This is a genomic window from Vibrio proteolyticus NBRC 13287 (assembly GCF_000467125.1).
Lineage (GTDB): Bacteria > Pseudomonadota > Gammaproteobacteria > Enterobacterales > Vibrionaceae > Vibrio > Vibrio proteolyticus.
This window is the reverse complement of the sequence record NZ_BATJ01000005.1, coordinates 48,110-64,034: the sequence shown is the minus strand read 5'-3', so window position 1 is coordinate 64,034 and position 15,925 is coordinate 48,110. Positions and strand designations below refer to the sequence as shown.

General features: G+C 47.2%; 12 protein-coding genes. 8 read left to right on the top strand and 4 right to left on the bottom strand.

Translation table 11 applies throughout. The annotated features are described in order from the left end of the window. Window positions 1–310: 310 nt before the first annotated feature. From VPR01S_RS23025 to VPR01S_RS07660, 4 genes are all read left to right on the top strand, one after another. Window positions 311–1,309, top strand: a complete 999-nt coding sequence (locus VPR01S_RS23025; protein WP_245580780.1) for a hypothetical protein — start codon at window positions 311–313, stop codon at window positions 1,307–1,309. Then, complete coding sequence (locus tag VPR01S_RS23020; RefSeq protein ID WP_021704739.1) at window positions 1,300–2,766, top strand: hypothetical protein; 1,467 nt, start codon at window positions 1,300–1,302, stop codon at window positions 2,764–2,766. Before VPR01S_RS23025 ends, VPR01S_RS23020 begins: the two co-directional genes overlap by 10 nt. A gap of 1,052 nt (window positions 2,767–3,818) precedes the next feature. Continuing rightward, window positions 3,819–5,639, top strand: coding sequence for a DUF8225 domain-containing protein (locus VPR01S_RS07665; protein WP_021704737.1), 1,821 nt, complete (start codon window positions 3,819–3,821; stop codon window positions 5,637–5,639). Window positions 5,640–5,650: 11 nt separating this feature from the next. Continuing rightward, window positions 5,651–7,228, top strand: a complete 1,578-nt coding sequence (locus VPR01S_RS07660; RefSeq protein ID WP_021704736.1) for a hypothetical protein — start codon at window positions 5,651–5,653, stop codon at window positions 7,226–7,228. Window positions 7,229–7,389: 161 nt separating this feature from the next. On the opposite strand, the gene VPR01S_RS07655 is transcribed toward VPR01S_RS07660, so the two are convergent. Both VPR01S_RS07655 and VPR01S_RS07650 read right to left on the bottom strand, forming a co-directional pair. Then, window positions 7,390–8,877 carry an aldehyde dehydrogenase gene (locus tag VPR01S_RS07655; RefSeq protein ID WP_021704735.1) on the bottom strand — a complete coding sequence of 496 codons (1,488 nt, stop codon included), beginning with the start codon at window positions 8,875–8,877 and terminating at the stop codon, window positions 7,390–7,392. Between the two features lie 62 nt (window positions 8,878–8,939). Then, window positions 8,940–9,488: a cupin domain-containing protein gene (locus tag VPR01S_RS07650; RefSeq protein WP_021704734.1), complete on the bottom strand. Its 549-nt coding sequence runs from the start codon at window positions 9,486–9,488 to the stop codon at window positions 8,940–8,942. A gap of 233 nt (window positions 9,489–9,721) precedes the next feature. Between VPR01S_RS07650 and aptA the strand changes: the two genes are divergently transcribed. The 3 genes from aptA to VPR01S_RS07635 are packed head-to-tail and all read left to right on the top strand — an operon-like array spanning window position 9,722 to window position 13,301. After that, window positions 9,722–11,053, top strand: a complete 1,332-nt coding sequence (gene aptA / locus VPR01S_RS07645; RefSeq protein WP_021704733.1) for an omega-aminotransferase AptA — start codon at window positions 9,722–9,724, stop codon at window positions 11,051–11,053. Window positions 11,054–11,056: 3 nt separating this feature from the next. Further along, the gene (locus tag VPR01S_RS07640; RefSeq protein ID WP_021704732.1) at window positions 11,057–12,553 is read left to right on the top strand and encodes a CoA-acylating methylmalonate-semialdehyde dehydrogenase; all 1,497 of its coding nucleotides are present in this window, start codon (window positions 11,057–11,059) and stop codon (window positions 12,551–12,553) included. A 7-nt stretch (window positions 12,554–12,560) separates the two neighbouring features. Continuing rightward, on the top strand, window positions 12,561–13,301 hold the full coding sequence (locus VPR01S_RS07635; RefSeq protein ID WP_021704731.1) for a glutamine amidotransferase-related protein: 741 nt from the start codon (window positions 12,561–12,563) through the stop codon (window positions 13,299–13,301). A gap of 94 nt (window positions 13,302–13,395) precedes the next feature. On the opposite strand, the gene VPR01S_RS07630 is transcribed toward VPR01S_RS07635, so the two are convergent. After that, window positions 13,396–13,926 (bottom strand): cytochrome b, encoded by a 531-nt coding sequence (locus VPR01S_RS07630; RefSeq protein ID WP_021704730.1) that lies wholly within the window; start codon window positions 13,924–13,926, stop codon window positions 13,396–13,398. Between the two features lie 211 nt (window positions 13,927–14,137). Between VPR01S_RS07630 and VPR01S_RS07625 the strand changes: the two genes are divergently transcribed. Further along, entirely contained in the window at window positions 14,138–14,455 is a 318-nt protein-coding gene (locus VPR01S_RS07625) for a DOPA 4,5-dioxygenase family protein (RefSeq protein ID WP_021704729.1), read from the top strand. A 66-nt stretch (window positions 14,456–14,521) separates the two neighbouring features. Here the strand turns inward: VPR01S_RS07625 and VPR01S_RS07620 are convergent, their stop codons facing one another. Then, a complete protein-coding gene (locus VPR01S_RS07620; RefSeq protein ID WP_021704728.1) occupies window positions 14,522–15,907 on the bottom strand; it encodes an MATE family efflux transporter in 1,386 nt (461 codons plus the stop codon). Window positions 15,908–15,925 lie beyond the last annotated feature (18 nt).

Genomic DNA, 15,925 nt, shown 5'->3' with positions numbered 1-15,925 from the left:
GATGTGGGATGAAATGATAGGTTGGTAAGTTTAAGTTGATAACTCGGTTTTGCCCCTTTATGCGTTAGATCTTTTACTCATTCAAATACTGTTCATGCACTTTTGCCCTATTAAAAGTTATCCATTTTTCTAATGCTGCTCGCTGTGTGACCCCCGTGATTAGGCGTTTAAAACATGTACGATTCTTGTCTGCGCTGGTGATACACCTCTGAATTTTTGAGATTGCTCAAAAATTCAGCTAACCCCTATGAGCCTAGGGGTATATGATGTTTTACTTATGTAAGTAAAACAATGGCTAGCAGGTAATACTATGTTATCACTACACGATGCAAAGAGACGATTGGGCGAACTCATAGCCAACGAATCAGAATCAAATATGAACGAAGCCCAGACAAGATTCCATATCATTGATACGGTTTTGAAAGAATGTCTTGATTGGGAAGATTTCATAGAAGTTGAGCATCATAAGTCCAGTAACGGTTTCACTGATTATGAACTTGGCCACCCACGTCGGGTCATTGTTGAAGCAAAAAGAGAAGGTATCGGATTTGAAATACCCGCTGGCATTTCATCAAACTCCACTCTTCCTATTCAAACCCTATATCAAGCAAGCCCGAATTTAAAATCTGCGATGGAACAAGCTGCAAACTATTGTGCTAGACGCGGCGTTCCTATCGCCGTGGTTACGAATGGCCATCAGTATGTCGCATTTTTAGGCACTCGCATCGATGGTATAAATGTAGATGAAGGAAGCGCATTGATATTCACTTCTCTATTGCACATGTATGACAATTTCAATGAAGCGTGGAACTGCCTGTCTAGACATGGCGTAGATGACAAGCGCCTTATACGAAAACTTACCATTGGTGACACGTCTCTACCATCAAAATTATCTACGAAACTTATAGACTATCCTAAAATAAGATATCCAAGTGATATACAGATAAATTTGCGACAACTATCAGAGCTATTTATCCAAGATGTTGTAGACAATCCAGAATTGGAAAAGGACTTCTATAAAAAATGCTATTGTGAAAGTGGCGTACTTAATCGATATTCCTTACTTAGTAAAAATATATTAGAAGCTCGCTATTCATCAATCTTTTCTAACACCGAGCAACAACCGTCTACAACGCCTGTATCGTCGAAGAAAGGTAGTAATTTTACGCCTGAAATTCTAGCGGAGGCATTATCAAGACGTCCTATAGTTTTAATAGGCGATGTAGGTGTTGGTAAAACATCATTTATTAAAAACCTATACCACAATAGCGCCTATAATGAATTTAAAAGATCATTTATGTGTATATAGATTTGGGTTCCAACGCAACACTTGATACGGACATTAACAATTTGGTTCTCGACCAAATAAACAAACAACTTTTAGATGAGTACGGAATAAACATTTACAACATTGACTTCATTAAAGATATATATAAATCAAACATAGCCATATTCGACGAGGGTATTTGGGGGAAATATAAGGACTCAAATGTTGATAAGTATAATGACAAGTTGGACGAAAAGCTTGATGAATTGCAAAGTAACAAGAGAAACCACATAAAAGAATCAATAGAAAGAATAGCCAAGAAACACAACAAGCAAGTAATTATTTGTATCGATAATGCCGATCAGCGTGAATTTGATATTCAACAGCAGGCTTTTATTATCGCTCAAGAACTTGCAAAAGAATGGAAAGCCACAGTTTTCCTGTCTGTAAGACCTCAAACTTTTTACAAATCTAAACGTGCGGGAGCTTTAAACGCTTACCCTCATAAGATTTTTACGATACTCCCACCTAAAGTAGAAGATGTTGTATCCAAACGCTTAAGGTATGCATCTCGGTTAGCCAGAGGCCAAGAAGTTAATGTTGATTATGGTAACGTGAGATCTGAGAACTTGGCAGTATTCTTAGATGTTTTAGTAAATTCCTTACATAGCAACAAAGATATAAATGAATTTCTGACCAACATTACTGGTGGTAATATACGCTCTGTAATCGAATTTGTTACAAGTTTTATTGGTTCACCGAATGTAGAAGCGGCAAAAATTATTGATTTACAAGAAAGTGAAGGTAGCTATCGTATACCCCTTCATGAATTCACTAAGCAGGCTCTTCTTGGTGATTACTCGCATTTTAGTCCAGAGACATCTTTATCAATGAATGTACTAGACGTTTCGGTTCCAGACCAAAATGAACATTTTCTAGTCCCTTTGATAATTTCATATTTGAACCATAATGGGTCACACCTTAATAAAGATGGATTTTGTCAGACAACAACCTTAATAAATGAGATGCAAGACAACGGTTATTCTGTAGAGCAAATAGAAAACGCCCTTAGGCGAGCAACCAATAAAAAATTAATCGAGACATCATTGAGAGTGACCTTCGAAGAAGATGAAGGAAATATTTTGTTTGGTGACATGCCACAAAGTTTCCGCGTAACAACAATCGGTGTATATCACATTAGTCGATGGTTAGGTGAATTCGCATACTTGGACGCAATGGTCTTTGATACTCCTATATTTTATAAGGAAACTCGCGAAAGAGTTGCATATAATGTTGAATCCTTAGCAATAGATAGCCGATACAAGCGAGCCTTGGAGTTTAAACGTTATTTGATTCAAGTATGGAACTCAATGTCTATAAGCCCTATCTATTTTGACTTCAATGAAATTTGTACATCTGCAAATGAAAGCTTCAATAAAGTAAAACTTTTCATACAACAAAATTCTCCCAGAAAGGGAAAGCATATTAGAGCAAGTTGAATGGTATCAAAGGGCTCAACGAGCCCTTTTATTTATGGTTTTAATTTAGAAATCAATCTAGCATATTTCAATACTTCACATTTTATCTTATTTTCTAAATCTGCCCCAATTTCCAAGAACGCTATGCCTGTAATTATTTCCTGCGGACTAATAAATTTACCATTAGGCACTTGAAGCTTCCCATTCGATACTCTGAAGCCTTCCCACATAGGCAGATATGATAACTCTTTCCCATTAAACATTCACATGAGACGTTTGCATTCAGGAGGTATTGGTTTGCCCCTATCCCACTCAGTGACTGTTCTCACACTTTTAAAACAAAGTTCTGCTGTCTGCTCGCGTGCCAAGCCGCACTCAAATTCACGAAAAATGTAATTCTTGGTCATCTAGTGATACTTCACTGTCAATACTCCGAAAAGGAGTATTATTGCGATATGTCATATGCCACCAAGGATTATACATAATGACGCAAAGTGCGCACTGCTAGAAGGCGTATCAACTTGCTATGTTTACCTTATACAAAATAATTCATTAATTGCTAATTTAGAAATACCACTAAACGATTTTTGTCCAAATGCGAGTTAGCCCTCCCGTACAATTGTGCTGCGACAAGCATACAGTTTTTTGTACGCCTTAGTTTAGTCAAACTCTATCCAGGTGGATTTGATTTCGGTGTATTTTTCCAGTGCATCAAGAGGTTTATCGCGACCGTAGCTGCTTTGCTTGTAACTGCCGATTTCTGTTAATACCGCGCCGCCACCGTAGGCGAGGGTTGCACCGTCTTATATCCGCTGTTTTTCGCCGAAATTGAGACATATTGGGCCATACCAAGGATATGGTTGCGTAATTTATATAAACAAAAAGAAACGCATAGGTGCGACTTAGCAAATGCATACTGAAATATCACCCAAATTAATAGTCAAATCGTAATTCGACCACTACATTATATGAAATGATGTTCATATTGGTTTTTGCCATTTTCAGCTTGCCGCTGTGTTGTCCGTAACGCTGGAAATACCGCGTAGTGCGACTCACCTATAAGGAAATTTACGATGACTGACACTAAATCATACAGCGCAAATGAAAGCTCGATTGGTTTTACTTTTAGCACACCTTCTTTTGTCCAAGACTTAAGTGATAGGCCTGATCTACAAGCTCGGCTTAATACAATCTGGAATACGTACCTATACGCGTTTGTCGAGCAAGCAACCCCAAGCGATGACGCATACTTTTACAACCCCGCGACCACGCCTATTCCCAGCAACTCACAATCTGCACCGGTAACTTGGAATGCATTTCCAGGGCGTTTGCAACAATACTTCTCGGCATCAAACCCAGTAGAACCACCAAACCCATATAAACTGTCTTTAACTCAATTACGTGAGTTGGGTGACACTGGCTGTTACAGCAAAGATGGTCAATCACAGGCTATACAAGATATACCTAAGATCTTTTGCCCCGAAGCGGACTGGCAAGGCGCTTTAAATCCATTTCTGCCTTATGGCCCTCGTGGCTGGCAAGACGAATACTGCGAATGGGCTGTACAAAAGAATGATGAAGGCAAAATCACCCGTGTCGATTTTGCGTGTGAAAACCCAGAATACTGGCATGCGCTTTGGTCTGTGAGCCCAGAATCGGTGGCGAGTATCTATCAAGAAACCCTCAACTTTGATGCGCCGTCCAGCAGTTGCATTACTGTGACCGTTGATGATTTAACGCTTAAAGATGAAAATAACCATCCGGTAATAGATCCCGTAAGTGGTCACCCTGTTTATAACCCACTGAATATATGGAATAACAGCCCTATTTCGAACCGCCAAAGCACGAATATGAATGGTGGGGTTATGCATTTAACTAGCACACCAAACACGCTACAAACGGAAATTGGCCTGGCTGGATTTTCGACACCACAATATGAGAGTGGTAATAGCAACCAACAAGCGCTTCTTTGTTGTGGGCAATTTGGCCAAGCGTATCGCCATAGCGACCCACATATTGGTCAAACAGTAAACCAAATCGTGGGCGGACAGTTCATGCTTGATCAGTACTTCAAAGTGAACTTGGCTAACCCTTTTGGCTTGTATATTCAACAACCCGAAAGTTTAGACTCATGGACATTCTCAAACAGAATACAGAAAGGCATCAATGTACCAGTTGATGCGAAAGCTTCCGACGTTTGGCAGGTTGTCAGAGGGAACGTTTCTGTCCAAGACCCCGTTACTGGCTCACCTTTCCCAGGCAATCTTATTCTCCACGCTATTTGCCAAATTCCTTCGTCTTGGTTGGCAATGGATCCCACGCTGACACTGGAAGACATCGAGATCAATAACGAGCCCATTCAATGGGGCTCTCAAATATCCGAGCAAATTAACATTGGTCTGTTTGCAAGGCCACTGAGTGCTACCGAAAAACCGTCTCAAGTACCTTGTACCGGTCCGTCTGCCGCTGGCGCACCGTTGCAAGCCATGCAGCAGCATGTATGGGACGCATATTATCGTGTTACCGAAAGTAATCCTGCTGGATCAGAGCTTTCACTGGCGAGTAATAGTGTGATAGTGCCAGCCGTCGTGAAGCTTGGTAATACTTCGAATATAGCACTGACAGTGAACAAACTTCCTTCTGGTGCTCATCCGACGGTTAAAGTACTTACTGGCTCAGATAATGGTGCAAGTGATCCAAATATCACAATCAACGTGTTGGACCAAAACACCGTGACCTATGCCGTTCCAGGAAACTCGGGACCTGGCACTTACACCTCTTTGTCACTAGAGATTGTTACGCAGCCAAATGCAGAACCCGGTCTGAGAGCGATTGAAGTCAGTTATTCTGGCGCACAGCCACAAACTCTGGCTTCTCTGATTCAGGTGCTATAAGGAACTTCGTAATGAGCAATCGACATGTTAGGCCCATAATACGGGCCTCTTTTTTCTATTGGCTTGCCGTTACACTTGCCATGTTTAGCAGTATTATGCAAACGGCCAGAGCTGATACGGTGCCCAACCCCTGTACAGGCTTTGGTACAAACCCGGTATCGTTGACTGCACAATTGCCCAGCAGTTTTTCTTCGAGGGTGCAAACCAATGCAAATTGTACGGCATGGCAGCAATTTATCTATGCAAATTGGGCGGCAGATCCCAACAACCCGGGTTATCCAAATACGAAAGTACCCGCTAGCGATTTTGGTAACCCCACCAAAAGCGATCTAACCGTATGGGAAAGCTTTTTGCAGTCATCGGAAGTGTTTACTGACTCACCAACCAATGCCTTGGCGAGATCCTCAAAAAACCGCCCGTTGGTTTTGCAACAAGTATCAAAAACAGGTGCTCTTGATTTAAGTGCGATTGGGCAAGCGTCTGGAGAATGGTTAACGGATCAACGAGGTAATCTTGTTTATTATGACATTCGTTTAAATCCTGACGAGGTGGATTATATTTACAATGCTAACCCCACGGGTAAAAATTTAACGTGGGCGCAAGGGCAGCTTGCATGTGCCCAGGGCTTGGGGGGGCTGCGTTTACCTTCAGGTTATGGGGACGACATTACTTGTGATGGAAAAACTAGGACCTTTGGGGGAAATGTGGGGGCTATGGAGATCAAAGCTGCGTGGATCAAATTACCCGAAGATGGTTCGTTGAATTATCGTTATTTAACATCACAAGCGGTATTAGTTGAACCCGGTGCGGATGATATTGCGGTACAACAAAGTAACACGGTAACCGTAGGTCTGGTTGGGCTGCATATTATTCGGCACTTACCCGGGGCTTCTCAAATGCTTTGGTCAACGTTTGAACAAGTTGATAACGCGCCAGATGCAGGTACAGGCATGGTTAATTTGCCGCCGAATCCAAATAGAAAACCGCAATCATCTTATACATTCTTCAATCCAGATTGTGATCCTGAGCAAGATATATACTATCAATGCAAGCCAAATTGGACGCCAGACATGAAGGCGCAAACGCCATGCGAAACTGAATCCCCAAGAAATCCAGCAAACTGTATTCCTTACTCAGCCCCTGCTCAGGTCAATAGGGTCACACCTGTTGTTTCAACCTCTAATGACGTGAATGCGTATGTATGGAGCTTACTGTCTGCCGATTCCGTGTTCAATTACTATCGTCTTATTGATGTCCAATGGCCAAACAATTCTACTAGTGTAAAAGCAGGTTCGACAACACCACTGACAACGGGAGATATTACCCCAAGCGACAGCACACGGATTGTTGCCAATACCACCTTAGAAACTTATGTGCAGAGTAAAGATAGTTGCATGGATTGCCATAAATACGCTTCGATAGCTAAGCCGGCTCAAACTGACGTGATAGCGGCATTTAATAAGCTCAAACTGGCGGGGAATAAAGCACCTAGAACAATGTTATCTATCGGCGCTTCGAAAGATAAAAGTGAGCAGTCATATGGTGCGTATTATTCGTTTATTTTTTCTGCGAGCACCATCAGGAAGTAAAAGGATTATAGCGGCTGGATTATGAACTTTTACCTTGCAATGGTAAGCGTCTATCTGTTGATAACGTTTCCTTGGTGAGCCTTAACCGTTTAATCGATATATGACAACGCCCCTGTCTGGTTATCATACAACCACACAGGGGCTTCTTTACACGCGTTGGTTTAGTCGAGTTCTATCCAGGTGGATTTTATCTCGGTGTACTTTTCCAGTGCGTGAAGAGATTTATCGCGACCATTACCGCTTTGTTTGTAGCCGCCAAATGGCATGGTCATGTCGCCGCCGTCCCAGTTGTTCACAAATACAGTGCCTGCGCGTAGGGCACGTGAACATTTTACTGCGGTTGAAATGTCGGATGTCCAGATCCCGGCTGCGAGGCCATATTCCGTATCGTTGGCGAGCTGGATGGCTTCATCAATCGAATCAAACGTGGTGACACTGAGAACCGGACCGAAGATCTCTTCGCGGAAGATTCGCATTTGTGGTGTCACGTTGGTGAACAGCGCCGGGCGGATAAAATAACCGCCGCTTTCTGTTAATACAGTGTCGCCGCCGTAGGCGAGGGTTGCACCGTCCTGTTTGCCAGCGTCAATGTAACTCAATACGCGTTCATATTGCGCCTGATCGACAATCGCGCCGACCCGGGTGCTGTCATTGAGTGGATCGCCCGGTTGCCACTGCTGCATGGCATCGATCACTTTGGCAATAAACGTCTCTTTAATAGAAGAATGCACCAACAGGCGTGAACCGGCGGTGCACACTTCCCCCTGGTTGTAACAGATAGCGGCGGCGGCGGTGGCTGCGGCTTTGTCCATATCTTTTACATCATGGTGGATAATGTGCGGGCTTTTCCCGCCACACTCCATAAAGGCTCGTTTCAGGTTTGATTCTCCGGCGAAGCTGAGTAGCTTTTTACCCACCGCGGTCGAGCCGGTAAAGGTAATGCAATCCACGTCCATATGTAGCGCCAACGCCTGACCAGCTTCATGGCCAAAACCAGGCAGCACCTGCAAAACTCCATCAGGAATACCCGCCTGGCTGGCCAGCTCCGCAAGCAAAATGGCCGTCAGCGGTGACTTTTCAGATGGCTTAATGATCACCGAGTTACCGGTAGCCAGCGCTGGGCCAATTTTCCATGCAGCCATCACGGTCGGGAAATTCCACGGTACAATGGCTGCCACTACACCGAGCGGCTCGCGGGTGACCAGCGCCAAAGCGTCATCGGTAACAGGCGCGACTTCATCGTACATTTTGTCGATCGCTTCTGCGTTCCATTGAATACAACGGGCCGTTGCGGGGGCATCGTAACCAGAAGCGTCCGAGACGGGTTTTCCCATGTCCAAGGACTCAAGCAGCACAAACTTGTCGTGATGCGCGTCAATCAACTGCGCGTATTTGAGCATGATGGTTTTGCGCTCAGCGGGCGGAAGACCGGCCCAAACACGTGATTCGAATGCGTCACGCGCGGCTTGAACTGCACGATCAACATCGGTCTGCTGACAGCGAGCGACCTCAGCCAGCGCTCGCCCGGTCGCGGGGTTAATGATGGTAAAGGTGTCCCCGGAAGTCGCGTCGCTCAATGTGCCATTGATAAACGCCTGTGTAGAGAAGGTCAGCGTCTGCGCTTTGTCATGCCATGTCATAGTGTCCATTTTATGTCCCTGTTCCTTTCCTTTGTGGGTTAATTGGGGTGGAAGCGGTGTTTCACCTTAAATCAGAAGCTGGCCGGTGAATTAGCGCTAATCAGAACGCAATCCACCTCACCGATATTACGAAAGCGGTGAGGGCGGCTACTGTCAAAATAATAGCTGTCACCGACATTGAGCAAGGTGACTTCATCACCGACGGTCAGCTCCAGCTGGCCCTCTACGATCACGCCGCACTCCTGGCCTTCGTGCGACAGCATTTCTTCACCTGTATCGGCGCCCGGGCTGAGCGTTTCTCGCAACATACCGATATGGCGATCCTGATGGTAATGGCCCACCTGACGGTAGCTGATTGCACCGCGCCCAATCTCTGGTTGCTCTTTTTTACGCGCGTAAAACTGCTCCGGCTGGTGGTCGTCAACCGAGAAAAACTCCGCCATGGACGACGGTATCTTGCTGAGCAGTTTACTGAGTGACGCAACCGATGGGCTCACCGCATTGTTCTCTATCTGAGAAATAAAGCCGTTGGTGACCCCGGCACGCTTGGCCAGTTCACGTTGTGATAAACCAGCTTGTTCTCTGAGTGCTCTGAACCGGCTTCCGATATCCGCATTCATTAACGTCATCCTCATGAAGTGAATGGTGATTATTAAACTAAACACAAATGTGGTTCAAATTTGCTCAAAAAACCAGTTTTTGTTCATAATTTAATCATTGCACAGCTATTTTTTTCCGTATATAGTCATTTTTGTTAAATATATTGCAACATCACGTTTACAATTTGCCGTTTAGTCGTAGATGGGTGTTTAGTAAATAAAACATTACAGTAAGCTGATTAAGGAGTGGCAAGATGCCTGGTTCTCATACTTCATCGAGTCTTGAGTCATTTTGGATGCCGTTTACGGCCAATGCTCAGTTCAAATCGACCCCTCGTATGCTGGTCTCCGCACAGGGAATGTATTACACCTCAGACGACAATCGTCAGATCCTCGATGGTACGGCAGGCTTGTGGTGTTGTAACGCAGGTCATGGTCGTCGCGAGATCAGCGAAGCGGTGTCTGCCCAAATTCATCAGCTCGACTTTGCGCCGACTTTCCAGATGGGGCACCCGTTGCCGTTCCAGTTTGCTGAACAACTGGCGGAGATCGCGCCGGCCGGGCTGAATAAAGTCTTTTTTACCAACTCGGGGTCAGAGTCGGTGGATACCGCGCTGAAAATCGCACTGGCGTATCAGCGTGCGATTGGGCAAGGAACTCGTACTCGATTGATTGGCCGAGAGCGCGGTTATCACGGTGTTGGGTTTGGGGGGATTTCCGTTGGTGGTATCGTCAACAACCGCAAAACGTTCGGTTCGTTGCTTACTGGTGTCGATCACCTGCCGCATACGCTGAGTATTGAACACAGCGCCTTTACTAAAGGTTTGCCAGAGTATGATCCGGGCTGGGCTGAAAGCCTGCAGAATATCGTGAACCTGCATGATGCCAGTAACATTGCTGCGGTGATTGTCGAACCGATCGCTGGTTCAACCGGGGTCATCATGCCGCCGAAAGGCTACCTGAAGAAGCTGCGTGACATTTGTACTCAGCACGGCATTTTGCTGATCTTTGATGAAGTGATCACCGGGTTTGGTCGCGTTGGCAGCCCGTTTGCTGCGCAGGAATTTGACGTGAAACCAGACATCATCACCACGGCGAAAGGGTTGACCAACGGCGCGATTCCGATGGGGGCGGTGTTCGTCAGTGAGGAGATCTACGATGCGATGGTTGCTCCGCAAAGCCAGGCGATTGAACTCTTCCACGGTTACACCTACTCGGGTCATCCGGTGGCCGCTGCCGCAGGTCTGGCGACACTCGACATCTATCGCAATGAAAACCTTTACACCCGAGCCTCCGATCTGAGTGACTACTGGGAGCAGGCCGTGCACAGCCTGAAAGGGTTGCCTCATGTGAAAGATCTGCGCAACTACGGTCTGATTGCCGGCATTGAGCTGGACAGCATTCCGGATAAACCGGGCTCTCGCGCGTTTCAGGTGTTTACACGCTGCTTCGAAAAAGGGGCGCTGATCCGCGTGACTGGCGACATTATTGCTCTTTCGCCGCCACTGATTATTGAAAAGCAGCACATTGATGAGCTGTTTAATCTTATCGCCGACGTTTTACAACATATCGAATACAAGGAATAAGTCATGTCGATTCTGGTATCTAATTTTATTAACGGACAACTGACTCAAAGCCGCAGTGCGCGGGCCGCGGATCTGTTTAACCCGGCTAACGGCGAACTGCGAGGCCGGGTACAGCTTTCTACCACCGAAGAAGCGCTGGAAGCGGTGGCGGTCGCCAAACAGGCACAAATCGGCTGGCAGGCCACGTCGCCTTTGCAGCGCGCCCGCGTGATGTTCCGCTTCAAAGCCTTGTTGGAAGAACATGCGGATGAGCTGGCGACTCTGATTTCGACCGAGCACGGCAAAGTGCACAGTGATGCTTTGGGTGAGCTGACTCGTGGTCTGGAAGTGGTGGAGTTTGCGTGTGGTATTCCACATCTGCTGAAAGGCGAGCACTCGCTCAATGTCGGACGTGAGATCGACAGCTACTCCATGATGCAGCCAGTGGGCGTGTGTGTTGGTATTACACCATTTAACTTCCCGGTGATGGTGCCACTGTGGATGATTCCTATCTCGCTGGCTTGCGGTAACAGCTTTATTCTTAAACCGTCAGAAAAAGATCCGAGTGCATCGCTGATGCTGGCGGACCTGCTCAAGCAAGCCGGGTTGCCAGACGGGGTATTTAATGTCTTGCAAGGCGATAAAGAAGTGGTGGATGCGCTACTTGAATCTCCGGATGTGGCAGCGGTGAGCTTTGTCGGTTCGACACCAATTGCGGAAGCAATTTACACCAAAGGCTGCGCGAATGGTAAGCGTGTTCAGGCGCTGGGTGGAGCGAAAAACCATCTGGTGGTGATGCCGGACGCGGATTTAGAAGGCGCCACCAACGCGATTATGGGCGCGGCATACGGCGCAGCCGGAGAGCGCTGCATGGCGATTTCGGTCGCAGTGGCGGTCGGTGAAGACACTGCCGACAGACTCGTTGCGGCACTGAAGGAAAAAGTGCAGGCGCTGCGTGTCGGACCTGGGCTTGGCGTGACACCGGAGAACGAAATGGGGCCGCTGGTCAGTGAGCCACACATGAACAAAGTACGTGACTACATTGACTCCGGGCTTGAACAGGGGGCCTCTCTGGTTGTGGATGGGCGTGAGATCAACGCCGGGACGCCGGGGTATTTTGTTGGCGGAACGCTGTTTGATCACGTCACGCCGGACATGACGATTTATCAGGAAGAGATTTTTGGACCGGTACTCTCTGTGGTGCGAGCACGCGATTATCAGCATGCGCTTGAACTTATTAACGAACATGAGTTTGGTAACGGTACGGCGATCTTTACGCGTGACGGTGATACTGCTCGCGACTTTACGGAGAAAGTCGAGATCGGCATGGTCGGCGTCAATGTGCCCATCCCGGTTCCAATGGCATTCCACAGCTTTGGTGGCTGGAAGCGCTCCGTGTTTGGCCCACTTAATGTGCATGGCAATGATGGCGTCCGCTTCTATACTCGTATGAAAACCGTCACGGCACGTTGGCCAAAAGGGCAGAAAGAAAGCGAGTTCGTGATGCCAACCATGAAGTAGGTGACCAATGAAGATAGGAATTCTGACGTGCGGGTATGTGGACCCGCCGTTATCGGACGGATACGGTCAGTATGCGGATATGATTGAGCGTTCGATGTCGGTGGTGAACCAGTCGCTCTCATTCGAAAATTACGATGCCATCAAAGGGGATTTGCCAGCGCTGGACAATTGCGATGGCTTCATTCTGACGGGCAGTGTGCACAACGCGTACGATGACGATCCCTGGATCGTCGATCTCGCTGAGTGGATTCGCCGCTGTGAAACACGCAGAAAACCGTTGGTCGGCATCTGTTTTGGTCATCAACTGATTGCCCGAGCGCTGGGTGGAAAAGTGGTTAAATCGGAGAAAGGCTGGGGGCTTGGCAGTTACGCCGTCAATGTGATTGAACAAAAGCGCTGGATGAAACTTGCCATCGACTCAGTTCGGCTCTTAGTCAGTCATCAGGATCAGGTGGTCATCCTGCCGTCTGGCATGCGGGTGATTGCCCACAATGAGTTTTGTCCGAATTTCATGTTAGCCAAAGACAATCATATCTTTACAGTGCAAGGCCATCCTGAATTCAGTGTCGATTTTACGGCCAGACTGGTTGAAAAACGTAAGTCGATCATTTCTGACAGCCATTATCGCAGTGCTTATGAGGAACTCGATAAAACACAGGATTCGGCGTTAATCTGTCACTGGATTGACGAGTTTTTTGTCTACAACCAGCAGCATCAGGACGAAAATCGCTATTCTCAAGTGGGGTAGGCAACGTTGGTTGTCGATGAACCGTGCTCAGTTAAACGTAATAAAGCCCATCACTGATGGGCTTTATTTTTATGAGAAAACGAGATGAATACGGTCACTTGCCGACGATTCGTCGCATGGTGGCGTCTTTATCGATGTAATGATGTTTGAGTGCGCCGGCAACGTGCAAAACCAGCGCAATGACAATGATGTTGACTGTGGTGTGATGCACCGCGCTGCCCGCTTCTTGCAACCAGGGCTGCTTTTCTCCGGCGGCGATAACTTCCCAGCCGAACACTTCGATGGCGCGTCCGCCGGCGCGACTCATGATGATCCCGGACAGTGGCATCATCAGCGTGACTAAGATGAGAACAACGTGGATCAAATGGGCCAGTTTCTCTTGCCATGCCGGGAGAGTTGAAAGCGGTTTAATCCGGCCTTCTTTTATACGCCAGCCCAGTCTGAATAGCGCGAGTAACAAGACGGTGGCACCCAGCGATTTGTGCAGAGCGACCCATTCTCCTTTTTCCGGCCCGCGGGGCAGTTCAGACATATACAAGCCGATGGAAAAAACGGTCAGAAAAGCGATGGCTGTCAGCCAGTGAAGGCTAACGGTTTGCCAGGACAGCGAGCGCGAATCACTCATGATCATCTCCTTATGATGACAACCCTGTTCAAAAGTACGCCTATTATGCATCTGGTTTAAAGGTATAACTATGAGGGCACACAAAAAATTTGCATGAATAGTGTGCAAACGACGTGAGTTCTAAAAATTTGAACGAGTTGTCCGGGCTGTGTGACTGTTTAATTGCGAGAAGGCAGGTAAACTAAGCCTCATAGAAGAAAGAGGAACGAACATGTATCACTTCCATGTCTATTTTGCGTTAAATAATGTGGCTACCGCTGAGGAGTTGCATCAAAAAATTCGTCAGACACAGGCGGACAAAATCGAACGTATCTACCCGTTGGTTGAACGTTTGGTTGGCCCGCACAAAATGCCAATGTTTGAGATTCATGTGGCGGATATCAATAACGGATTTGCTGACTGGCTGGATGCCCAGCGTGGCGATCTGTCCGTGCTGATACACCCGGTAACGGGCAATGACCTGAAAGATCATACCGAAGGCGCCGCGTGGCTTGGGCGTGAGCTGGGTGTGTTTGAAGAGAAGCTCTGAGTGTAAGCATTAAGAAGGCGTCCGCGAGCGGCGCCTTGATTCAATTTTCGCTGGTACTGCCGCCTATTAAGCTGGCGTTGTTTCCGGCTCTTCAACCAGATTGTTGATCCATTTTTTCGATCGGACGCGTTGGGTTGTCAGGCCGATCTTGACCACTTCCTCCAGCAGAATCACCATCATGACCCAATGCAACGGCCAACCCAGTACCAGCCCGGTATAATACGCCAGCGGGATCCCGATAGCCCACTGACCGAACAAATCGATAAAGATACTGTAATTGAGGTCTCCGCCACTTTTCAGCACACCGCCGATGCCGACCATGTTGAACACCTTCAGCACCATACCAAAAGCCATCACCAAACAGACTTTGACGGCCAGATCATCATGGCTGATTGGGCTTTTGCTGAGCAGATAAGCGATGAGGGGCTCGGCTGCCAGGCAGGCGAGGGCGAGCAATAACGCCAGCGTACAACTGATCAGTACATACCACCAGGCTGTGTCCTCGACACGGCGATAGTTTTGCGCGCCGATTTCATTGCCGAGAATAATCGATGCCGCTACGGCAAAGCCGAGAAAAGCTGAAATCAATACGCCTTCAATCGGTGCCAGTAATGAAATGATGGCCAGTTCGCTGACACCGAGCTGACCGACAATCACGTTGTAAACCATAATGCCAGCTGCCCAGCCGGTGTCATGGATGATCAGCGGTGTTGCCAGTTTGATGTAACGCTTGCGGTGTGGTTTGAGATGGCATTCTGCCCAGCTTGTTTTATCCGGGAACAGGTGCGGATAGCGTTTATACGCCACATAAAACAGTGCGATGGTTTGTGCAATCCTTGAAAGGGTTGACCCCAGTGCGGCGCCAGCGACGCCAAGCTCCGGAAAACCAAACAGGCCAAAGATAAGCAGAGCGTTTAGCAAGGCGTTAAGAAGCACCGCGAAGATACTGATACGCGTCGGTAAGGCGGCCTGGCCAACCGAACGCAGCGCGCACTCCAAAGGAATGACTAATGCAGAGCACAACAAACTCATTCCTGTGAGCAGCAGGTAATCGCTGGCCAGAGGCAGATACTGGGCATCGTTAGAAATCAGCGAAACAACATAATCCGGTTTAAACGTATACCAAAGCGCGAACGGTATAGTAATGACAATCGCAAGTACCCAAGATTGTGCCAGCGTGCGACGAATGCCTGCAAAGTTACCAGCGCCAAAATATTGCGAAGCCAGTACGCTGACTGCGCCGCTGACACCGAAAATCACAATGATGTTGAAGAAAAAGATCCGGTTTCCGACGCCCACTGCTGCGGTCGCATGTTCGCCAAGTTGGCTGACCATAAAGATGTCAACCACACCCAAAAGTGAAAACAGCATCGATTGCAGAGAAACAGGCAGACCAATTTTCAACAGTTTTTGCCAAAACGGTTTGTCGAGATGATGAACTGACGAGAGCATCGCAAACTTCCCAATAAA

Coding starts and splice junctions, on each gene's coding strand:
- VPR01S_RS23025 (WP_245580780.1), top strand. CDS start 311: ATGTTATCACTACACGATGCAAAGAGACGATTGGGCGAACTCATAGCC.
- aptA (WP_021704733.1), top strand. CDS start 9,722: ATGCCTGGTTCTCATACTTCATCGAGTCTTGAGTCATTTTGGATGCCG.
- VPR01S_RS07640 (WP_021704732.1), top strand. CDS start 11,057: ATGTCGATTCTGGTATCTAATTTTATTAACGGACAACTGACTCAAAGC.
- VPR01S_RS07650 (WP_021704734.1), bottom strand. CDS start 9,488: ATGAATGCGGATATCGGAAGCCGGTTCAGAGCACTCAGAGAACAAGCT.
- VPR01S_RS07630 (WP_021704730.1), bottom strand. CDS start 13,926: ATGAGTGATTCGCGCTCGCTGTCCTGGCAAACCGTTAGCCTTCACTGG.
- VPR01S_RS07620 (WP_021704728.1), bottom strand. CDS start 15,907: ATGCTCTCGTCAGTTCATCATCTCGACAAACCGTTTTGGCAAAAACTG.
- VPR01S_RS07625 (WP_021704729.1), top strand. CDS start 14,138: ATGTATCACTTCCATGTCTATTTTGCGTTAAATAATGTGGCTACCGCT.
- VPR01S_RS07635 (WP_021704731.1), top strand. CDS start 12,561: ATGAAGATAGGAATTCTGACGTGCGGGTATGTGGACCCGCCGTTATCG.
- VPR01S_RS07660 (WP_021704736.1), top strand. CDS start 5,651: ATGAGCAATCGACATGTTAGGCCCATAATACGGGCCTCTTTTTTCTAT.
- VPR01S_RS07665 (WP_021704737.1), top strand. CDS start 3,819: ATGACTGACACTAAATCATACAGCGCAAATGAAAGCTCGATTGGTTTT.
- VPR01S_RS07655 (WP_021704735.1), bottom strand. CDS start 8,877: ATGGACACTATGACATGGCATGACAAAGCGCAGACGCTGACCTTCTCT.